We start from the raw sequence: 18,627 nt of genomic DNA on the forward strand, positions 1-18,627 counted from the left end.
ATCGCTGCAATTATGTTGGTGTTGGTTCCAGATTTACGTCGTAACGCCGGTTTTTCTCTCACCATGTTTAGCGAAAATAGCCTTCGGCCTGCACCGATGAGTTTCAGCGATGCTATCAAGATTGCCGGACCGGCCGTGGTGAACATATACAGCACCAGTTACGATACCCGCCCACTACTTTACCGTCGCCAACCCGTTGAACGCACCAGCCTTGGCTCTGGTGTGATCATGACCAACTCGGGCCATATTCTGACTTGTTATCATGTGATCCAGAATGCCGAGCGCATCAATGTCATTCTGCAGGATGGACGGGTATTGGAGGCACAATTAGTCGGCCAGGATCTGTATACGGATTTAGCAGTGCTGAAGGTTAATGCGCCCAATCTTCCGGTTATCCCTCAGCAACAAGATATGCTGACCCAAGTGGGTGATTTGGTATTGGCTATTGGCAACCCTTATAACCTTGGACAAACCATAACTCAGGGTATTGTCAGTGCCACTGGACGTTCCGGCCTGAGCAATTATATGAGCCAGGCCAGTTATGCCGACTTTATTCAAATGGATGCAGTGCTGAATGAGGGCAACTCCGGGGGCGCCTTGGTGGATAGCAATGGCACCTTGATTGGTATCAATAATGCCAATTTCAAAACATTGGACAGCCAGCGCCGCTTAAAGGATGTGGCCGGGATCTTTTTCGCCGTACCCTACACCCTGGCCAAAAGGGTAATGGATGACATTATCGCCCATGGACGCGTAATTCGGGGCTACCTGGGGATCAGTGGAAATGAATATGTGGACAGACCCGGGATTCGGGTGACCGCGGTGGATCCTTTAGGCCCAGCTGCTAAAGCGGGCATCATGGTCAATGACGTACTTTTGAAAATTGATGGGCAAACCATCGAAAGTGCCTATAAAACGCTGGATTTGGTGGCGGAATCCCGTCCTGGCTCTACCTTGCACTTTGAGTTGCTGCGGGAAGAGCAGGTCATTGAAGTCGCGGTGACTATTACTGAATTAGCTAATGGTTGAGGCGTGAGGCGTGAGGCGTGAGGCGTGAGGAAAATTATGCTCCCCACGCCGCAGAAGAAAAACTAGTCGACACGTTTAATATCTGCGCCAAGGGCGCCGAGTTTGACCTCTATTTGCTCATAGCCACGATCCAGATGGTAAATTCTGTCCACCAGGGTTTCACCTTTGGCAACCAGTCCGGCAATCACCAAGCTAGCCGAAGCGCGTAGATCAGTCGCCATCACCTGCGCCCCCTTCAGGGCTGAATTTCCGAGGCATACCGCACTGTTGGCTTCCAATTCAATTTTGGCGCCCATACGCTGTAACTCTGGTACGTGCATAAAGCGGTTCTCGAAAATAGTTTCGGTAACCACACCAGTGCCTTCCGCCACACAGTTCAGTGCTACAAATTGCGCCTGCATATCCGTAGGGAAACCTGGGTGAGGAGCAGTACGGATGTTCACGCTTTTTAAGCTGGTACTGGTCATATCCAGTTCAATCCAGTCATCGCCATGACTGATCATGGCTCCGGCTTCTTTTAGTTTACTAAGAACGGCATCCAGGGTTTCTGGAGCGGCATTTTCACAGCGGATTTTTCCACGCGTCATAGCCGCCGCCACCAGGAAAGTCCCTGTTTCAATGCGGTCGGGCAGCACCCGGTGATCACAACCACTTAGCCTTTCTACCCCCTGGATTACGATTTTATCGGTACCAGCTCCTGAAACCTTGGCCCCCATGCCGTTAAGGCAATTGGCCAAATCGACAATTTCCGGCTCACGAGCGGCGTTTTCCAAGGTAGTTTGTCCGTCGGCCAGCACAGCTGCCATCATCAGGTTTTCGGTGGCACCGACACTGACGATATCCATAAAGATATTGGCGCCTTTTAGGCGTCCATCAACCTTGGCGGTGATATAGCCGGCATCTACCTCAATTTGAGCACCCATCTGTTCAAGGCCGGTAAGATGCAAGTTAACAGGGCGAGCACCGATGGCACAGCCTCCCGGCAACGACACTTGTGCTTCGCCAAATTTCGCCAGCAAAGGTCCTAACACCAGAATAGAGGCGCGCATGGTTTTAACTAACTCATAGGGCGCGACCAAATTGGTGATACTACTTGCATCAATGCGCACGCGATCTTCTTCAAACTCGACTTTGGCACCCAATTGCTCCAACAGTGCCAATGTGGTCTTGACGTCACGCAGCGCCGGTACGTTATGGAACTTGCTGACATCTTCCGTCAGCAAGCTAGCCATCAGCAGAGGCAGAGCAGCGTTTTTTGCGCCAGAAATATTAACAGTACCTTTAAGGGGACCATTGCCCCGAATTAATAACTTGCCCATAAATTACTCCGGCATGATCAATTTGCGTTCGCGCTGCCACTGCTGTGGTGTAAAAGCTTTTATCGTCAGCGCATGGATACTGCCGTCGGCAATTTTCTCTGACAATGGAGCATAGATAAGCTGTTGTTTCTTCACGCGGGAAGCCCCTTCAAACAGGTCGCCTACCGCGATCACTTGAAAATGGGAACCTTCGCCTTTCACATAAAGCTCGGTAAGTTCCAAAGACTGACGCAGGAGAGTTTCGATTTCGCTGGTTTGCATAGACTTAATAAGTGGCTCTGGCAAGAACCGGTTATTGTAGAGGCAAAAGGCTCTCTACGTCGCTAATTTTTGCCAGTTTTAACAGAGATTGCGGAGGGTTTTCCAATTTCAGCTCAACCTGGCGTTGCTTTGCATCTGCAACCACCGAGACCAACCATGCCAGTCCGGCCGTATCGGTGGCGGTCAGCTCCGCCAGATCAAGGCAAGGAGCTTTATGCTGCCACAGGCCAGCAAGCTCTCCCACCAAGCTCATCACAGTGTTGCGAGTCAGTTTACCAGAGAGGATAAACTGACCGGCATCACCCTGTTCACGCAAGCTTAATTCACCCACGCGCTTTCCTCTGCTTGACCATTTTTCTTCAATACGATGGGCTTGTCATTTTTCTCTTTGAGCAGTGCAATCACCGCATCGATTCCATCCTGGCGGATAATGGCTTCCAACTCACTTTGTTTACTGGACAACAGGCTGATGCCCTCTGCCACCATGTCGTAGGCTTTCCATTCGTCGGTATTGCTACTTTTACGTACTTTGAATGCAATTTTGATATCGGGGCGCCCTTCTTCCTTGACCAAGGCCCTGACCGTCACCACCTTATCCTCATCCACATCGCGGGCAGGCTCAAATACCACTGTCTGATTATCATATTGGCCCATGGCCACTGCATAAGTTGTAATCAAATAGCCACGAAAAACCTGAATAAATTCAGGGATTTTATCTCGTGGCACAGATTTGAAATGCTTGCCCAGCACTTTCAGTGCCGCAAATTTGTAATCCACATAGGGTAACAGCTCCTGCTCTACAATCTGACGCAGAATCTCCGGATTGGCCTCTATATCTGACTTGCTGGTCTTAATGCGATCAAAAGTTTTTGTCGCCACATCAGAAAGCAGCACATAAGGATCCACTTCTTCGGCTTTAAGCCCTGTGGCCGAAAACATCAAACCAAGCGCCGCTACCCACCCTAATAACTTAGCCTTGTTCATATAACCTCACTTAAAAATCTTACCTTTTCGCTTAATCGTTGTTCCGGCTAAACAGGAACTGGCCGATTAGGTCCTCTAGCACCAATGCTGACTTGGTGTCTTCAATAAAATCACCGGCTTTAAGCGTATCTATACCCTCAAAGGAAAAGCCTGGTTGCAAACCTAAGTACTGCTCTCCCAATAAACCTGAAGTCAAAATAGATACCGAACTGGTCTCTGGGAATCCTTTGTAATTTTCAGAAATCACCAGTGTCACTACCGGGGTGAAGTCTTTTGCGTCCAAATCGATGGCGCCCACCCGACCTACCACCACACCGCCAACTTTGACTGGGGAGCGGACTTTGAGGCCACCGATATTGTCGAATTTGGCCTTCAGCTCATAGGTCTCTCCATTACCGGAGATCCCCTGGTTAGCTACTTTCATGGCCAGCATGGCTAACGACGCTAACGCCAGGACCACAAATAAGCCCACCAGAATCTCCACCTTCCTCGAATTCATCATCCAACCCCTATCAGTGCGTACCAAACATCAACGCAGTTAATATGAAATCTAGTCCCAAAACGGCTAAAGAGGCATATACCACTGTCTGCGTGGTGGCCTGGCTAATCCCCTCAGACGTTGGTATTGAGTCATAACCTTTGAAAACGGCTATCCAGGTCACCACAAAAGCGAAGACCACACTTTTGATAACGCCGTTCATTACATCATCATCAAAATCCACTGCCGCCTGCATTACAGACCAGTAGCTGCCGGCATCCACACCTAGCCAGTCCACACCAACGGCTTGGCCGCCAAGGATTCCTATGGCACTGAAAATCAGAGCCAATAAGGGCATGGAGATGATCCCGGCCCATAACCTCGGGGCGATAATGCGCCGCAATGGGTCAACCGCCATCATTTCCAGGCTGGTCAACTGTTCTGTGGCCTTCATTAATCCGATTTCTGCCGTTAATGCAGAACCAGCCCGGCCGGCAAACAGCAATGCTGTCACCACAGGCCCCAATTCCCGCAACAGGGACAAGGCCACCATCGGCCCTAAACTTTCTTCCGCCCCGTAGTCCACTAATACCGTATAAGCCTGCAGGGCCAACACCATGCCAATAAACGCGCCGGAAACAATGATGATGGCGAGCGACTGCACGCCAACTACATAGATTTGCTTAATTGTCAGCGGCACATGCTTGAGTGAAGGCTTTGCCACTAACGCTCCAGTCAAGACAAACAAGGCGCGGCCAATAGCTGCCAATTTGCCCAGGCTGTGCCGGCCGATACCTGCAAACCACTCCATTAACGGCTCCCCAGAAAATCTTGTTCCAGACTCTTGGCTGGATAATGAAAGGGCACCGGTCCGTCAGCCTGACCACATAAAAACTGCTGCACCAATTCAGAATCATGGTCTCGGATCTGTTCGGGTGTTCCTTCTCCAATCACTCTTTTATCTGCCAGGATATAAACGTAGTCGGCAATACTCATCACCTCAGCGACATCATGGGTCACAACTACGCTGGTGAGGTTCATCGCGTCATTTAGCTCTTTGATAAGCTTTACGATCACGCCCATGGAGATGGGGTCCTGACCGGCAAATGGCTCATCATACATAATCAATTCGGGATCCAGCGCAATAGCCCTGGCCAGCGCTGCCCGTCTGGCCATGCCCCCTGACAACTCACTGGGCATCATTTGTGCCGCACCGCGTAATCCCACGGATTGCAATTTCATCAACACCACAGCCCGGATTAGGGATTCAGATAATTTGGTATGCTCTCGAAGTGGAAAAGCCACATTTTCAAAGACGGTCATATCGGTGAACAGGGCGCCACTTTGAAATAGCATACTCATCTGCTGGCGTACTTCGAATAAGCGCCCGCGCTTCATTTTGGGAATTGACTCATTTTTATAAAGTATGTCGCCTTCCTGCGGGCGCAGTTGCCCGCCAATCAGCTTAAGTAACGTCGTCTTCCCAATACCACTGGGTCCCATAATGGCTGTAGTCTTGCCCTGAGGAATACTTAAGGAGATGTTGTGATAAATCGGCCGCTCTCCTCTTGAGAACGACATATTTTCAATCCTGACCAAGTCTTGCATCACCAGTTCCTGTTTCCGAGCGTCGACTGCACAATGTGGGCTCCCGAGATTTGGGCTATTTTACGGGTTTTCAAGGTGAAGGGACAAAGCCAAAAAGTAATAAGTTGTGTTCAATAAACTCGAACTAATTGACACCTTCTGTGCCAATACGAAATATCTTCGGAACTGGCAGTCAATTTTAGCGCTTTTATCCCCGTTAGAATACGGGCACATGGTAAACGGAGCTGTTTACTTTTTCAAGCCAAGTCCGCGCTGACATGGGCATCAGCCTAACTTTCTGCGACAATCAACAGCAAAAATATAATTCATCACTATCAATGCTCACCCAAGCCTTCATTTTTTTCAGCGGATTAGTGGTGCTGAGTTGGAGTGCCAACCGATTTATCCTCGGCGCCTCCGCTCTCGCCCGTATTGTTGGCGTGTCCCCAATGATAATAGGGCTGACCATCGTGGCGATGGGCTCCTCAGCACCTGAAATCATGGTCGCCGCTTCGGCCGCCATGTCTGGCAGACCAGACACTGCGGTGGGCAATGCCATCGGCTCTAACATTGCCAATATTGCCTTAGTGCTGGGAATTACTACTTTACTCAAGCCCCTGAAGGTGTCTTCTTCGACCCTGCGCCGGGAAATGCCATTGGTGCTGATGGTTTCGGTGTTGGCAACCTGGCTACTGTGGGATCTGCAGCTCACTCGCAGCGAGGGCGTGGTTCTACTGGTACTGTTTTTTATCACCATCGGCCTGTTGATTCGCCTATCCCTGCGAACAAGCGGTAAAGACCCTCTTTCACGCGAACTCCAAGAGGAAGTGCCCGAGAGGTTGAAGCCTCTTCATGCCATATTTTGGTTGCTACTTGGTCTTTTCCTTTTACCCTTGAGCGCCCACTATATGGTTGCCTCCGCCGTTTTTATCGCCGCTTATTTCGGTGTCAGTGATTTGGTCATTGGCCTGACCATTATTGCCATTGGTACCAGCCTGCCAGAATTAGCCGCCTGTGTGGCAGGGGTGATTAGAAAGGAACAAGACCTGGCGCTGGGCAATATTCTTGGCTCAAATATCTTTAATATACTGGCGGTTCTGGCTATGCCTGGCATAATCGCGCCAGATAGTATTGATGCGGGTGTCAGACGTGACTTGCTGATTATGCTGGCGCTGACTTCGTTACTACTGTTTTTTGGTAGTGCGATTCGCGGGCGACGACGTATAGAGCGCTGGCATGGTGGTATCTTACTGATGAGTTTCGCCGCTTATCAGATAAGCTTGTTCCCCTGAGAATAATGAGAAGATGATGAATTCAATTCAGACCATGTATGGTCCGGTTCCACAGTCTGTATTCGAGAAGCTAGCCACTGCCAAGCTGCTGGTGTGCGATGTGGATGGCATTTTCTCTGACGGCAGAATTTATTTGGGTAATGACGGCGAAGAATATAAGGCGTTTCACACCCGTGATGGCTACGGCGTTAAAGCGCTGCTGAAAAATGGTATCCAGGTGGCCGTGATCACTGGTCGCCAGTCTAACATCGTCCAACAGCGTATGAGCGCGCTGGGTATAGCCCATATAATCCAGGGCACCGAGCATAAAAAAGAAGCCATGCATCGATTATTGCAAGAGCTTAGCATCACCAGTGAAGAAGCTGTTGCCATGGGCGATGATATGCCCGATCTTGGCCTTTACGAATTGGCCGGTGTTAAGGTCTGCATTCCCGACGGACATCCTTTTATGCAAGAGAAAGCAGACTATGTCACCCGCTGCCAAGGCGGTTTTGGGGCGGTGCGTGAAATTTGCGATCTGATTTTGCAGGCCAACGGCCTGTTAAGTGGCATCCAGAGCAGCAGCGTATGATCAATCGCCTAACGCTCAGCATCGCGCTACTTTTCGTGCTGATTTTGGCGCTTAACAGCCATTGGTGGCTGCCATCTGAACAAACACCAACCACCAAGCAGGGCGAAGAAGCCTGGCAACCAAACTACCAGGCCACCAATATGCAAACCAGCCTGTACAATGAACAAGGTGCTCTGGCCCACAGTATCCAAGCCAAAAGGATGGAACACTACGACTTACTTGGCTTTACCTTGTTTGAGCAGCCCCAGTACCGTATCTTCGTAGATCCTGATGAACCACCTTGGGAAGTGATGGCCGACGAGGCCACCCTTTACGAAGATAATCGCATTCAGTTGGAAACCAATGTGAAAATCCGCAGCCTTAATCCAGAAGGCTTTATCCAGACCATTGTGACCGACTTTATTGAAATTGATTTAAATACCAAGATCATGACGTCTGACGAACCAGTGGTGATCAGCGGTCAGGAATACAAGATTAACAGCAACGGCTTTTGGGCCGATCTCAATACAAAGCAATTCGAATTACGTGATCATGTACAGACGATTTATGGCAAAAACATTTTCTAGCGCCCTGGTTTTGGCAACAGTCATCACCTCAAGTCAGGTCGTCGCGGTAACGCAGGACTTCAAGCAACCTATTAAGGTGGACGCGAAGTATCAATTCGTGGACGGTAAAAATAAGACCTCTGTCTTCAAAGAAGATGTGCACATCAGCCAGGGCAGCCTTTATATTCAGGCAGACGAAGTGGAGTTGCGGGCCGATCAGGGAGAGGGCCGGGAAGTGTTTATTGCCAGGGGAAAACCTGCTACCTATGAACAAACCCTGGAAGATGGCAGCCGTATTAAGGCGGTGGCCGACAGCATCGAATACCAGGTTAACAGTCGCACCCTGGCCTTGGCAGGACATGCAGAGTTGCACCAAAACAGCAGTTCGGTAAGCGGAGAGTCCATTGTCTTCAACATGGAAAAAGAACAGCTGATTGCCCAAGGTAGCGATGATAATACAGGCCGGGTAACTACCATTTTCCAACCAGATACCAGTAAGGGTGCTCAACAAGAGCCTGCGCCCGAAAAAGATCAGCCGAAGGAACCCTAAGCCCTATGCCGACCTTGAAAGCCAGCCATTTGGCCAAGTCATATAAGGCCCGTCAGGTGGTGACTGATGTCAGCCTTGAAGTTTCCACTGGGCAAATTGTTGGCTTGCTGGGCCCCAATGGGGCAGGCAAAACCACCAGTTTTTATATGATTGTCGGTCTAGTGCCACTGGATAAAGGCCAGATCTTTATCGACGATGAAGAGTTAACTTTGGCCCCCATGCATGTGCGTGCTCGACGCGGAATCGGCTATCTGCCACAAGAATCGTCCATCTTTCGCAAGCTAACGGTCTATCAAAACCTGATGGCCATTCTGGAAACACGAAAAGAACTCAACGCCACGCAGCGAGAAGAAGAAGCAGATGCGTTGTTGGACGAATTTAATATCAACCATATTCGCACCAGTTTGGGTATGAGCTTGTCTGGCGGTGAGCGTCGTCGGGTGGAAATCGCCAGGGCCTTGGCAGCCAATCCGAGATTTATCCTGCTGGATGAGCCTTTTGCAGGGGTAGATCCCATTTCCGTGAGCGATATCAAAAAAATCATTCACCATTTGCGCGATCGTGGTATTGGCGTCCTGATTACCGATCATAATGTGCGGGAAACCTTAGACGTCTGTGAGAAAGCCTATATTGTCAGTCATGGCGAATTGATCGCTCAGGGCACAGCAGAACAGGTACTGGCAAACCGTCTCGTCAGAGATGTATACCTCGGAGAACAATTCAAGCTATAGTTAGAGCAACGATACTGACGCCAAGCGGGCCGCAAGCAAAGCGGCCATACAAGAGCAACAAGGTCATTGGAATCCATAAGAAGTAAATGAAGCCCGCGTTACAGTTAAAGTTCAGCCAACAGCTCACCATGACTCCGCAGTTGCAACAGGCGATTCGCCTGCTGCAATTGTCCACGCTCGACCTGCAACAGGAAATTCAGGAAGCCCTGGAATCGAATCCGCTGCTGGAGGCCGAAGACGGCACTGACTACGCCAGCAATGAGAATCAGGAAAGTAGCACAGACGGCAGTGATAATGATGGCGAGGAGTACTCTCAAAGCGATCGTATGGAATCAGGCGAAGCGATGGAAAAACGCGAACTCCCTGATGAGCTGCCGGTAGATACCACCTGGGATGAATACTACAGCGCCAGCCCTTCGATGGCCTCATCCGGCTCTGATGATGATATGGTCTATCAGGGAGAAACCAGTGACAGTATCCAGGATCATCTGCTGTGGCAGATGCGCCTGACCCCCTTCAGTGAAACCGATACCGCCATCGCAATTGCGATTATCGACAGCATCGATGAGGCAGGTTATCTCACGGTCAGTACCGAAGAAATCCTGCAGAGTCTGGATGATGAGAATGTTGAACTGGATGAAGTAGAGTGCGTACTTAAACGTATCCAGTTTTTCGACCCGGTCGGTGTGGGTTCACGCACTGTGCAGGAATGCTTATTGGTGCAGTTGCGTCAGTTTGATCCCAGTACCCCTTGGCTGGAAGAGGCAAAAGCCTTAATCATCGAACATAGCGACCTGCTCGGTAGCAAGGACTACCGTACCTTGATGCGCAAGGCTAAGCTCAAAGAAGAAGAGTTACGCGAGGCTCTGCGTCTTCTGCAGTCTCTTAATCCAAGGCCTGGTAGTGCCATTGCTACGACTGAGTCGGAATATGTTATCCCTGATGTCTCGGTAGCTAAGCGCAATGGCCGCTGGATGGTAGAGTTAAATCCAGACAGCTTGCCGAAGTTGAGCATCAATCAGCAATATGCCGCCATGAGCCGCAACGCACGTAATCAAAGCGACAGTCAATTTATTCGCTCGCACATGCAGGAAGCCAAGTGGTTTATCAAGAGCCTGGAAAGTCGCAATGAAACCTTGTTGAAAGTAGCCAACTGTATCGTGCAGCAGCAGCAAGGTTTTTTTGAATATGGTCCGGAAGCCATGAAACCAATGGTGCTAAACGATGTCGCAGAAATGGTGGATATGCATGAGTCGACGATCTCCAGAGTCACCACGCAAAAATATATGCATACCCCCAGAGGCATATACGAGCTAAAGTATTTCTTTTCCAGCCATGTGGCTACCGAGAGCGGCGGAGAGTGTTCCTCAACAGCCATCAGGGCGTTGATTAAGAAACTGGTAGCGGCAGAAAAGCCAGCCAAACCACTTAGCGATAGCAAGATTGCGCAGTTGTTGGCCGATCAGGGCATTATGGTTGCCAGGCGGACAATCGCAAAATACCGGGAATCACTGTCGATTCCCCCGTCAAACCAACGAAAGAGCCTGCTGTAAGGCTCGAAGACAAAAGGAAGAGGCAATATGCAAATCAACCTCACTGGTCATCACGTTGAAATCACCGATTCACTCAGAGACTATGTTGGCAGCAAATTTTCCAAGTTAGAACGCCACTTCGACCACATCAACAATGTGCATGTTATTCTCAACGTGGAGAAGCTAAACCAAAAAGCCGAAGCCACCATCCATCTTAACGGCACCGAGGTCTTTGCCACCTCTGAACATACCGATATGTACGCAGCAATTGACTCCCTTATCGATAAGCTTGACCGACAGGTACTCAAGCATAAGGAAAAACTCAAGCGTCACTAAGTGGACAATCCCATTCAATGGAAATCAAAGACATACTTATCCCTGGCTGCACGCTCTGTGCAGCCCAGGGCTCCAGCAAAAAGCGAATCCTAGAAACCATCAGCGAAATTGCCAGCCAACAGCATCCGGGGCTGGAGTTGGATGCTGTGCTTACCAGCCTGTTGTGCCGTGAAAAAATGGGTAGCACCGGTATCGGCAACGGTATCGCTATTCCACATGGGCGCCTGGCAGGACTGGATAAAGTCATCGCGGTTCTGATGACCAGTGATCAGCCGGTGGCCTATGACGCCATAGACAATCAACCGGTGGATATATTCTTCGCCATTTTGGTCCCGGAAGAACAAGCCCAAGGGCATCTGCAAACACTTGCCACCATTGCCAAGAAGCTCAGCGACAAGGATACTCTGAAGCGACTTCGGCATGCCCGGAGCAACCAGGAACTGTATGAGGCCATAGTGTGAAACTCATTATCATCAGCGGACGATCAGGTTCAGGTAAATCCATTGCCTTGCGGGCTTTGGAAGATTTAGGTTACTACTGCGTAGATAATATCCCAGTCAATCTGTTACCGACCCTGACCCATACGGTGGTGGATGAGTACGACCAGGTAGCGGTGAGCATCGATGTCCGCAATCTGCCCAAAGACCCAAATGAACTGGTGGAGATCCTGGACTATCTCCCCTCTAACTGGTCACTGACCATTTTATATTTGGACGCCAGTGACGATGTACTGATTAAGCGCTTTAGTGAGACTCGTCGCCTGCACCCATTGTCCAAGCACAGTAAATCGTTGTCGGACGCCATTCAGGCCGAGTCGGTTTTACTCGGTCCCATTGCCGAACGTTCTGACCTCTATCTGGATACCGGCGAACTGTCCGTTCACCAATTGGCAGAACTTATCCGCGAGCGGATTCTGGGTAAAAAGAGCTCCCGTTTGGTATTGGTATTTGAATCCTTCGGCTTTAAACACGGTATCCCAAAGGATGCCGATTATGTCTTTGATGCAAGGTTTTTACCCAACCCCCATTGGGAGCCGGATCTTAAACATCTGACCGGACTAGATGCACAGGTCGAGTCTTTCTTAGGCTCGCAAGCTATAGTCACCAAGTTTGTCTGGCAAATTCAAAACCTGATCTCTACCTGGCTGCCACATTTGGAACGCAATAACCGTAGTTACGTGACCGTGGCCATAGGTTGCACCGGCGGCCAGCACCGCTCGGTGTATGTGGCCGAAAACTTGGCCAAGACATTTAAGGCGGTGCACCCTGACGTGCAAATTCGTCACCGGGAGCTGTCCAGGTGATAAAGCTTGAGCGCACCATGCTGATCCAAAATAAACTGGGCTTGCATGCCAGGGCTGCCACACAGCTGGCTAAACTGGCCGTGCAATTTGATGCACAAGTGACGCTTATCCAAGGCGACAAAACCGCCTCTGCCACCAGCGTACTGGGCTTGATGATGCTGGAAAGCAGTATGGGCAAAGAAGTTAAAGTGGTCAGTGAAGGCGCCGATGCCGAAGCCGCGATGAATGCGGTTGAGCAGTTGATTCAGCAGAAATTTAATGAAGCGGAATGACGCCCCTGAATAGAGGCGTCTGAATAAATTAACGCAACTGGCGGCGACGGCTAGCAGCCAAACCCAGCATACCCAAAGCAAGGATCAGCAAACTACCCGGCTCTGATACAGAAGTAGCAGAAATTTCTCTTTGCAGCTTCTGCTGGATACCAGTATTGAAATCAGCGAAGGAATCAGCATGAATATGGAAAGCATTGCTGCCACCAATAACAGTTTGCTTATAGTAATCGCCTAGACCACCGGCAGTACCGATAGAAATACCGTTAATGGTGTTCACTCCAGCATTGAATGCTGCGGCTTTACCTAGTGCAACACTTATCCCGGCATTATTCTGACCATCACCTGACACATCTACCACTCGGCGGGTTCCCTTAAAGCCATTGTTTGCAAACAAGCCAGCACCAAATTCAAGCGCCGAACCAATAGCCGTGCTTCCCCCAAAGGCTCTGGTTAAACCTGCTAGTGAGTCAGCAAAAGCAAATGCACTGGCCTGATTGTTGATAAGCGTCCAGTCAACCTGGATTTGTTGTTGTGATGAACCAGACCATTCAACATACTGTACAGCGATGCTACCGATGGCGCCATTTAAGATGGCGTCGATGATAGTGTTAGAACGGAACGCGTTAACATAACCATTCAATTGCAACAGATATTCATCAGCATCAACACTGCCTGATACATCGGTCAATAACTGCAACTCTAAATCTACAGGTGTTTCAATAATGGCGGCGTTAGCGTTACTGAGCAAAGACAAACCCAGTACCATGCTGGCAACAAACTTCTTTAACATCTTAGTTTCCTTTTTATAACTTCTATTCCAAAGCCGACAAAAATCGGGCGTTCACGCAAAAGCAAAAACCAGGCCATGCCATATATTTCTTATTTTTCATAATGTTAAAGAAATCATTAATGAAAAAAATTGGCATGATTGTAAAATTTTTCAACACATTTATCGTCGACTTACATACACTTTAGCTGGTGAAAACAGCACTTTTTCACCTTCATTATCACAAGGTAAGCAAATCTCTTTAATTAATACCTTTCAACTACAACATAATCCACCTACACAATTGTTAGTTAAAGTTTTTTAACAAATGTGGAAGAAGGCAGAAAAACAGAAAGATTGATTATCTGCACAGAGATTGGGAACACGAATCAGCATTTTATTAACTATCTAATTGCAACTTGCAACGATTTTAATCTACAAAGTAAAACATATTGATCACCTCACAAATTTACTCTACATTGCAGTACATACTTTAAGGGGCAGTTTATGGACAAAGAAAAGTTCTTAGGGGAATTTGAGCAGATGTTGCTGTTGGCGATTTTGCGCCTTGGCGAAAATGCCTATGGCAGTACTGTTCGCCAGCTGCTGGCTGACAGTATCGAGCGGGATGTGAGTATTGGCGCTCTTTACACCACCCTCGATCGGTTGGAAGCAAAAGGCTTATTGCAAAGTCGCTTAGGCGAGGCCACCGCCGAGCGCGGTGGTCGCGCCAAAAAATACTTCAAGGTTACAGCTCAAGGCCAAGACGCCTTAAAACGCAGTAAGCAGGCACTGACTAACTTATGGCAGGGGCTCAGTATCCGGGAAAGTATCCATGGATAATCGTGCATGCCATCTGCCGCCAAAATGGGCAAGTAACCTGCTCTCCTGGGCTACACCGGCCACATTAAGAGAGCATTTATTGGGTGACCTGGATGAAGAGTTTCTGCAACGTTGTCTGCAAAGCCCTCATCAGGCACAAGCCTGGTATATCAGTCAGGCACTGCGTTCCACTCTCCAATTTATAAAGAAAACCAAAAGAGGATTAATCATGTTGTTACTCAGCGTATTGTTTTTTGTTGCGGTGTCCGTGATGGGCATGATGCTAGGCATTGAAGTGGCCGCCTATTTCGATGTCCCCTCCATCTTGTTAGTCGTGGCGCCGGCTGTGCTGTTTGCCATAGCGGCAACATCGTTTAACAGCTTTAAGCTAGGCTTTTCACTGCTGCTCAATGATGAAGCACAAGTTCCGGAAGCAGCACTTCGGGGGGCGCAACAAATGTTTACCGTGATGGGTAACAGTGCGTTACTGCTTGGTGGGTTTACCACCTTAATGGGCGCTATTGCCATTGGCAGCAATGTAGGAGCCGAAGAGTTTGCCAGCGTCTTTGGCCCTGCCGTGGCGGTTTGCCTGCTGACGCTCTATTACGGTTTTGCGATGAAGATCCTATGTTATGTGGCGCAGCAAAAACTGCAGTTTAAGCTCTCAGGTTTATCACCAAACACCTAACCACCAGGCCCACAAAGGCAAACTTAGAAAACTGAGGATTAAACCTACCCCGACTAAGGTAGACACCAGCCGAGGCGCCAGACCGGCGCCAATGGCCAGGGCACCGGCAGATACCATGGGCGGCATGGCCGCTTGTAACACTGCAACTTGCTGTATTCTGGATTCCGCTGCGATGAGCCACAGCAATACAAAAGCAATAGCGGGCAGTAGCATCAGTTTAACCACCAATGCAAAAGCCAAAGGCGCTTTTTCTTTGGCATCCAGTTGCAGGCGAAACTGGAACCCTACTGCAACCATCACCACAGGTACCAAGGTGACCGCCAGGCTATCCAAAAAGTTTTTCATTAATCCTGGGTATTCCCAGCCTTTTAATGCCAGCCCCACCAACATGGCCATAAACGCAGGAAAAAAGAAAATACGCTTGGCCATGCCCAGCACCGTGGGCTTTTCACTGGCATTGCCATACCAGGCTGCCAGCACGGCGGCATAACTCACCAGGGCCAAAAAGGATCCCGCCTGATCATAGATGATGGCGATGGGCAGAGCATCAGCACCCATCAGCGCCTCAATCATCGGGTAGCCTAAAAACGCTGTATTGCCCAGAGGCAATACCACCAGCAGGGCCCCTATGGTACTGCGTTCCCAGTGCCAAAGCTTCGCTGCTACTAATACCAACACGGCGGTAACCGCCAACAATATCCACGGCAGAATAGCAGCAACCAGCAACTGTGAAGAAAGCTGCAATAACGGCATTTTTTGCAGTACCAAGGCAGGTAGCGCCACCATCAGCACATACTGATTCAACACCATACCGGTGTTGGCGGGAAACTGAGGCAAACGCCGCAGTTGGGTGCCAATCAGGATATAAATCAGGACAAGAACAAAATTTTCCATACCAGGCAGGCACTTACCCTCAGCATTCAGATAGAGCTGACTTTAGCCTGTATTGGCGTTGGACTCCATACGACCTAAGGCGCAAAGCGGTGAACACACCTTTATGATTAGCGCGCGGATTTCGATTGGGTGAAAGCTGCCACTAACCATTTCACAACCGGATCCCGGCGATACTGACGCGGCCACAATAGGTCGGTGGCCGCCATTCGTTCGAATTTTCCCCGGGTGGCCTGTAAGTGCACGAGCTTACCCTCGGCAATGGCATTTCTGGCGGCGTACTGCGGCACGATGGTCCAGCCCACCCCGGTTTTACAAAGCTCTACCGCCCCCCAGATATTTTCCACAAACCAACATGAGGGGGCAGCTTGCCAGTCTGAGCCTTGCTGATTGCGGGCGCTGACCAGAATTTGCCGATGCCGTGACAACTGATCCACCGTTAACATCGCCTCCTGGGCCAGGGGATGACCAGCGGCAGCTACATAGATCAGGCGGGTTGGTTGATACTGCAACACCTCTAAATCGCCATATTGCCTGGGCATATGTAATGAGATGCCAAAATGAGCCTGCTCAGCTTGCAGGGTATGAGCAACATCCGCCAGCACCGGGTACCTTAATGTCACTTTGAGCTGTGGAAAAGCCCCGGCCAGACGGCAGAGGATGGGGTCAAAATCCGGTTGCAGAGCCATCTCATCGGCGGCAATCACCAATTCAGTCAGGCGATGACGTTGCAAGGAAGTAGCCAGATCGTTCATATGGCGGGCGCGGGCCAACATGTAACGCGCTTCTTCAAGCATTACTTCGCCCTCGGGCGTGAGTTTAGGGTAGCGTCCACTGCGATCGAAAAGCTGGATGTTTAAATCCAGTTCCAGATTTTGAATTTGCAGACTAACAGCCGATTGTGCTTTACCCAGTTTTCGTCCGGCCTGGGAAAAGGATCCAACCTCAGCTACCAGCACAAAGGTCTTGAGCTGCTCTAAAGAGAAACCTGATTGCACAAGCATTCCATATGCGAATTAGATAGATACTAACTTTATACCATAGATATATCAGATAACATTACTCACCTAAACATTCATGTAGTTGGACATTGTCTTATGAATTTCAGCAGTCGGCGGGTCTATCAGGTACTGGGCTATCAAGCCGGATCATTGTTGGTGATTGCCCCGATATTGAGCCTGGTCAGTGGCCATAACGTAATGCAATTAGGCACGATGACCTTAGTGATTGCGCTGATTTGTATGCTGTGGAGCTATCTGTTTAACAGCTGGTTTGACACATTGGTGCAGCGCCGGGGCAAAATCGACAGCTTACCGGGTCCCTACCGATTGCTACATGCGCTGGGCATCGAAATTGGGGTTATCTGGTTTACCACCCCGATTATTGCTTGGTGGTTAAGCCTGAGCCTTTGGCAGGCGTTGGTGATGGATATGGCTCTGGTTGCAGTCTACTTCATCTACACGCTGTTCTACTACTGGCTGTTTGACGCATTGAGTAAGCTTGGAAATAAAGACTTGGCCTACTAATCCATGCTACTGGCCGCACATCGGCATGCGGCCAGTTTGTTTTGAGGATAGGGCTAGAAGATATGACTGGAGATATGCCGGGAAATCTCGATAATCTCGGCACTACCGGAAAACTCGAAGCGAACCCGTCCTAAGGCAGAGAAATAGATTTCCAGCTCAGAATCGAGGTCAAAGGTACCGGCGGTTTCCACCGAATAAGCCACAATATTCTTGTAGGGCAACGAGGTAAAATCCTTCTTACTGCCAGTCAGTCCCTGCACATTCACGGCAATAATACGCTTACTGGTGAACACCACCCCATCGCGCATGGACTTAAAGGCGTCGACAATTTCCTCGCCTGGTATCAAAAGCTCGCTGACTTTCTCTGCATAGTCTTTGTCTTGCTTAAGTTTGAAGATTTGTTTGTTGTCAAAATCAATCATTGTGGCTTCCTGTTGATAGTGCTTGGCGCAAGGGAACGAGCTGCATTACAGCTGTTCTGCCTTCCTGGATTATTATTGCTACATCGGTATATGAAAAGACAAAAAGGCTACTGGCATGCTAACAAAATCCAATACTGGCTTGCTTATTGTTGATGTTCAAGGAAGTTTGGCACAGCGCGTTCATGAGCCAAATAGACTAAAAGCCAATTTGATAAAGTTGGTTAAGGGCGCCCAGGTACTGCAATTGCCCATACTATGGCTGGAGCAGAATCCGGACAAACTGGGCCAGACTATTAGTGAACTGAAAGAATGTCTGCTGAAGAGCACCTATCCCATCGCTAAAACCAGTTTCAACGGCTTTGGCTGTGCCGATTTTGCCAATGCCATTGAAAGTAGCCAACGCCGCCATTGGCTGGTGTGTGGTATTGAAGCCCATATTTGCGTTTACCAGACCACCATGGGTTTACTTGAACGCGGTTACCGGCCGGAATTGGTAATCGATGCTATCTCATCGCGCTCGTCGACAGACCAAGAAGTGGCCGTCAACAAGTTGGTCACCCAAGGCGTGCAGCTGACCAGTGTAGAAATGGCGCTGTACGAGATAATGGGCGATAGCGATGTAGCTGAATTTCGATCCATTCTGGCACTGATAAAATAGCCCCTTTATCAAATAGGACGTCGTAACGAATTGCCGCATCGCTTACAGGTTACAGACAACTATT

The 18,627-nt window shown here is 49.4% G+C and carries 26 protein-coding genes; 15 read left to right on the forward strand and 11 right to left on the reverse strand.

All coding sequences use genetic code 11. The features are described 5' to 3' along the window. The first annotated feature begins 12 nt into the window (after positions 1–12). Positions 13–1,029: a trypsin-like peptidase domain-containing protein gene (locus P2G88_RS09385; protein ID WP_275795721.1), complete on the forward strand. Its 1,017-nt coding sequence runs from the start codon at positions 13–15 to the stop codon at positions 1,027–1,029. Between the two features lie 62 nt (positions 1,030–1,091). On the opposite strand, the gene murA is transcribed toward P2G88_RS09385, so the two are convergent. Genes murA through P2G88_RS09420 form a run of 7 tightly spaced genes read right to left on the reverse strand, consistent with a single transcriptional unit; the run spans position 1,092 to position 5,679 of the window. After that, on the reverse strand, positions 1,092–2,348 hold the full coding sequence (gene murA, locus P2G88_RS09390; RefSeq protein ID WP_275795608.1) for a UDP-N-acetylglucosamine 1-carboxyvinyltransferase: 1,257 nt from the start codon (positions 2,346–2,348) through the stop codon (positions 1,092–1,094). Between the two features lie 3 nt (positions 2,349–2,351). After that, the gene (locus P2G88_RS09395; protein ID WP_275795609.1) at positions 2,352–2,609 is read right to left on the reverse strand and encodes a BolA family protein; all 258 of its coding nucleotides are present in this window, start codon (positions 2,607–2,609) and stop codon (positions 2,352–2,354) included. Positions 2,610–2,640: 31 nt separating this feature from the next. After that, the gene (locus P2G88_RS09400) at positions 2,641–2,940 is read right to left on the reverse strand and encodes an STAS domain-containing protein (protein ID WP_275795610.1); all 300 of its coding nucleotides are present in this window, start codon (positions 2,938–2,940) and stop codon (positions 2,641–2,643) included. Beyond that, positions 2,928–3,593, reverse strand: a complete 666-nt coding sequence (locus P2G88_RS09405) for an ABC transporter substrate-binding protein (RefSeq protein ID WP_275795611.1) — start codon at positions 3,591–3,593, stop codon at positions 2,928–2,930. The genes P2G88_RS09400 and P2G88_RS09405 overlap by 13 nt, the downstream gene beginning before the upstream one ends. 31 nt (positions 3,594–3,624) lie before the next feature. Beyond that, positions 3,625–4,092, reverse strand: a complete 468-nt coding sequence (gene mlaD, locus P2G88_RS09410; protein ID WP_275795612.1) for an outer membrane lipid asymmetry maintenance protein MlaD — start codon at positions 4,090–4,092, stop codon at positions 3,625–3,627. 13 nt (positions 4,093–4,105) lie between these two features. Continuing rightward, positions 4,106–4,882, reverse strand: coding sequence for a lipid asymmetry maintenance ABC transporter permease subunit MlaE (gene mlaE, locus P2G88_RS09415; RefSeq protein WP_275795613.1), 777 nt, complete (start codon positions 4,880–4,882; stop codon positions 4,106–4,108). Continuing rightward, positions 4,882–5,679 (reverse strand): ATP-binding cassette domain-containing protein, encoded by a 798-nt coding sequence (locus P2G88_RS09420; RefSeq protein WP_275795614.1) that lies wholly within the window; start codon positions 5,677–5,679, stop codon positions 4,882–4,884. Before P2G88_RS09420 ends, mlaE begins: the two co-directional genes overlap by 1 nt. A gap of 317 nt (positions 5,680–5,996) precedes the next feature. Here P2G88_RS09420 and P2G88_RS09425 point away from each other — a divergent pair, with 317 nt between their 5' ends. The 10 genes from P2G88_RS09425 to P2G88_RS09470 all read left to right on the forward strand — a co-directional run bounded on the left by P2G88_RS09425 (position 5,997) and on the right by P2G88_RS09470 (position 12,790). Then, complete coding sequence (locus P2G88_RS09425) at positions 5,997–6,950, forward strand: calcium/sodium antiporter (protein ID WP_275795615.1); 954 nt, start codon at positions 5,997–5,999, stop codon at positions 6,948–6,950. Between the two features lie 16 nt (positions 6,951–6,966). Continuing rightward, positions 6,967–7,521: a 3-deoxy-manno-octulosonate-8-phosphatase KdsC gene (gene kdsC / locus P2G88_RS09430; RefSeq protein WP_275795616.1), complete on the forward strand. Its 555-nt coding sequence runs from the start codon at positions 6,967–6,969 to the stop codon at positions 7,519–7,521. Further along, the gene (gene lptC, locus P2G88_RS09435) at positions 7,518–8,087 is read left to right on the forward strand and encodes an LPS export ABC transporter periplasmic protein LptC (protein WP_275795617.1); all 570 of its coding nucleotides are present in this window, start codon (positions 7,518–7,520) and stop codon (positions 8,085–8,087) included. The genes kdsC and lptC overlap by 4 nt, the downstream gene beginning before the upstream one ends. Then, positions 8,068–8,616: a lipopolysaccharide transport periplasmic protein LptA gene (gene lptA / locus P2G88_RS09440; RefSeq protein ID WP_275795618.1), complete on the forward strand. Its 549-nt coding sequence runs from the start codon at positions 8,068–8,070 to the stop codon at positions 8,614–8,616. The genes lptC and lptA overlap by 20 nt, the downstream gene beginning before the upstream one ends. Positions 8,617–8,621: 5 nt before the next feature. Then, positions 8,622–9,347, forward strand: a complete 726-nt coding sequence (gene lptB / locus P2G88_RS09445) for an LPS export ABC transporter ATP-binding protein (RefSeq protein WP_275795619.1) — start codon at positions 8,622–8,624, stop codon at positions 9,345–9,347. Between the two features lie 86 nt (positions 9,348–9,433). Continuing rightward, entirely contained in the window at positions 9,434–10,900 is a 1,467-nt protein-coding gene (locus tag P2G88_RS09450) for an RNA polymerase factor sigma-54 (RefSeq protein WP_275795620.1), read from the forward strand. Positions 10,901–10,927: 27 nt separating this feature from the next. Next, positions 10,928–11,215: a ribosome hibernation promoting factor gene (gene hpf / locus P2G88_RS09455; RefSeq protein WP_275795621.1), complete on the forward strand. Its 288-nt coding sequence runs from the start codon at positions 10,928–10,930 to the stop codon at positions 11,213–11,215. A gap of 17 nt (positions 11,216–11,232) precedes the next feature. Further along, a complete protein-coding gene (gene ptsN, locus P2G88_RS09460; protein ID WP_275795622.1) occupies positions 11,233–11,676 on the forward strand; it encodes a PTS IIA-like nitrogen regulatory protein PtsN in 444 nt (147 codons plus the stop codon). After that, positions 11,673–12,518 carry an RNase adapter RapZ gene (gene rapZ, locus P2G88_RS09465; RefSeq protein WP_275795623.1) on the forward strand — a complete coding sequence of 282 codons (846 nt, stop codon included), beginning with the start codon at positions 11,673–11,675 and terminating at the stop codon, positions 12,516–12,518. The genes ptsN and rapZ overlap by 4 nt, the downstream gene beginning before the upstream one ends. Further along, on the forward strand, positions 12,518–12,790 hold the full coding sequence (locus tag P2G88_RS09470; RefSeq protein ID WP_275795722.1) for an HPr family phosphocarrier protein: 273 nt from the start codon (positions 12,518–12,520) through the stop codon (positions 12,788–12,790). Before rapZ ends, P2G88_RS09470 begins: the two co-directional genes overlap by 1 nt. 28 nt (positions 12,791–12,818) lie before the next feature. Here P2G88_RS09470 and P2G88_RS09475 read toward each other — a convergent pair whose 3' ends face one another. After that, positions 12,819–13,580 carry a DUF1194 domain-containing protein gene (locus tag P2G88_RS09475; protein ID WP_275795624.1) on the reverse strand — a complete coding sequence of 254 codons (762 nt, stop codon included), beginning with the start codon at positions 13,578–13,580 and terminating at the stop codon, positions 12,819–12,821. Between the two features lie 483 nt (positions 13,581–14,063). Between P2G88_RS09475 and P2G88_RS09480 the strand changes: the two genes are divergently transcribed. Together P2G88_RS09480 and P2G88_RS09485 are read left to right on the forward strand one after the other, a co-directional pair. Then, positions 14,064–14,399: a helix-turn-helix transcriptional regulator gene (locus P2G88_RS09480; RefSeq protein WP_275795625.1), complete on the forward strand. Its 336-nt coding sequence runs from the start codon at positions 14,064–14,066 to the stop codon at positions 14,397–14,399. Next, positions 14,392–15,066: a permease prefix domain 2-containing transporter gene (locus tag P2G88_RS09485; RefSeq protein ID WP_275795626.1), complete on the forward strand. Its 675-nt coding sequence runs from the start codon at positions 14,392–14,394 to the stop codon at positions 15,064–15,066. Before P2G88_RS09480 ends, P2G88_RS09485 begins: the two co-directional genes overlap by 8 nt. On the opposite strand, the gene P2G88_RS09490 is transcribed toward P2G88_RS09485, so the two are convergent. Both P2G88_RS09490 and P2G88_RS09495 read right to left on the reverse strand, forming a co-directional pair. Next, positions 15,052–15,960 carry an AEC family transporter gene (locus tag P2G88_RS09490; protein ID WP_275795627.1) on the reverse strand — a complete coding sequence of 303 codons (909 nt, stop codon included), beginning with the start codon at positions 15,958–15,960 and terminating at the stop codon, positions 15,052–15,054. The two genes, P2G88_RS09485 and P2G88_RS09490, sit on opposite strands and share 15 nt — an antisense overlap. 107 nt (positions 15,961–16,067) lie before the next feature. After that, complete coding sequence (locus P2G88_RS09495) at positions 16,068–16,955, reverse strand: LysR family transcriptional regulator (RefSeq protein ID WP_275795628.1); 888 nt, start codon at positions 16,953–16,955, stop codon at positions 16,068–16,070. 99 nt (positions 16,956–17,054) lie between these two features. Here P2G88_RS09495 and P2G88_RS09500 point away from each other — a divergent pair, with 99 nt between their 5' ends. Next, positions 17,055–17,483 (forward strand): PACE efflux transporter, encoded by a 429-nt coding sequence (locus P2G88_RS09500; RefSeq protein WP_275795629.1) that lies wholly within the window; start codon positions 17,055–17,057, stop codon positions 17,481–17,483. Positions 17,484–17,536: 53 nt separating this feature from the next. On the opposite strand, the gene P2G88_RS09505 is transcribed toward P2G88_RS09500, so the two are convergent. Then, positions 17,537–17,905, reverse strand: coding sequence for a PH domain-containing protein (locus tag P2G88_RS09505; RefSeq protein WP_275795630.1), 369 nt, complete (start codon positions 17,903–17,905; stop codon positions 17,537–17,539). Positions 17,906–18,020: 115 nt separating this feature from the next. Between P2G88_RS09505 and P2G88_RS09510 the strand changes: the two genes are divergently transcribed. Beyond that, positions 18,021–18,563, forward strand: a complete 543-nt coding sequence (locus tag P2G88_RS09510; protein ID WP_275795631.1) for a hydrolase — start codon at positions 18,021–18,023, stop codon at positions 18,561–18,563. The last annotated feature ends 64 nt before the right edge of the window (positions 18,564–18,627 follow it).

Origin of the sequence: Aliiglaciecola sp. CAU 1673 (assembly GCF_029223185.1) — a bacterium.
GTDB lineage: Bacteria > Pseudomonadota > Gammaproteobacteria > Enterobacterales > Alteromonadaceae > Bowmanella.

Coding starts and splice junctions, on each gene's coding strand:
- mlaE (WP_275795613.1), bottom strand. CDS start 4,882: ATGGAGTGGTTTGCAGGTATCGGCCGGCACAGCCTGGGCAAATTGGCA.
- ptsN (WP_275795622.1), top strand. CDS start 11,233: ATGGAAATCAAAGACATACTTATCCCTGGCTGCACGCTCTGTGCAGCC.
- P2G88_RS09505 (WP_275795630.1), bottom strand. CDS start 17,905: ATGATTGATTTTGACAACAAACAAATCTTCAAACTTAAGCAAGACAAA.
- P2G88_RS09405 (WP_275795611.1), bottom strand. CDS start 3,593: ATGAACAAGGCTAAGTTATTAGGGTGGGTAGCGGCGCTTGGTTTGATG.
- P2G88_RS09475 (WP_275795624.1), bottom strand. CDS start 13,580: ATGTTAAAGAAGTTTGTTGCCAGCATGGTACTGGGTTTGTCTTTGCTC.
- P2G88_RS09490 (WP_275795627.1), bottom strand. CDS start 15,960: ATGGAAAATTTTGTTCTTGTCCTGATTTATATCCTGATTGGCACCCAA.
- lptB (WP_275795619.1), top strand. CDS start 8,622: ATGCCGACCTTGAAAGCCAGCCATTTGGCCAAGTCATATAAGGCCCGT.
- P2G88_RS09425 (WP_275795615.1), top strand. CDS start 5,997: ATGCTCACCCAAGCCTTCATTTTTTTCAGCGGATTAGTGGTGCTGAGT.
- P2G88_RS09420 (WP_275795614.1), bottom strand. CDS start 5,679: ATGCAAGACTTGGTCAGGATTGAAAATATGTCGTTCTCAAGAGGAGAG.
- lptC (WP_275795617.1), top strand. CDS start 7,518: ATGATCAATCGCCTAACGCTCAGCATCGCGCTACTTTTCGTGCTGATT.
- hpf (WP_275795621.1), top strand. CDS start 10,928: ATGCAAATCAACCTCACTGGTCATCACGTTGAAATCACCGATTCACTC.
- lptA (WP_275795618.1), top strand. CDS start 8,068: ATGGCAAAAACATTTTCTAGCGCCCTGGTTTTGGCAACAGTCATCACC.
- murA (WP_275795608.1), bottom strand. CDS start 2,348: ATGGGCAAGTTATTAATTCGGGGCAATGGTCCCCTTAAAGGTACTGTT.
- P2G88_RS09485 (WP_275795626.1), top strand. CDS start 14,392: ATGGATAATCGTGCATGCCATCTGCCGCCAAAATGGGCAAGTAACCTG.
- P2G88_RS09500 (WP_275795629.1), top strand. CDS start 17,055: ATGAATTTCAGCAGTCGGCGGGTCTATCAGGTACTGGGCTATCAAGCC.
- kdsC (WP_275795616.1), top strand. CDS start 6,967: ATGAATTCAATTCAGACCATGTATGGTCCGGTTCCACAGTCTGTATTC.
- P2G88_RS09395 (WP_275795609.1), bottom strand. CDS start 2,609: ATGCAAACCAGCGAAATCGAAACTCTCCTGCGTCAGTCTTTGGAACTT.
- P2G88_RS09510 (WP_275795631.1), top strand. CDS start 18,021: ATGCTAACAAAATCCAATACTGGCTTGCTTATTGTTGATGTTCAAGGA.
- P2G88_RS09450 (WP_275795620.1), top strand. CDS start 9,434: ATGAAGCCCGCGTTACAGTTAAAGTTCAGCCAACAGCTCACCATGACT.
- mlaD (WP_275795612.1), bottom strand. CDS start 4,092: ATGAATTCGAGGAAGGTGGAGATTCTGGTGGGCTTATTTGTGGTCCTG.
- P2G88_RS09385 (WP_275795721.1), top strand. CDS start 13: ATGTTGGTGTTGGTTCCAGATTTACGTCGTAACGCCGGTTTTTCTCTC.
- P2G88_RS09480 (WP_275795625.1), top strand. CDS start 14,064: ATGGACAAAGAAAAGTTCTTAGGGGAATTTGAGCAGATGTTGCTGTTG.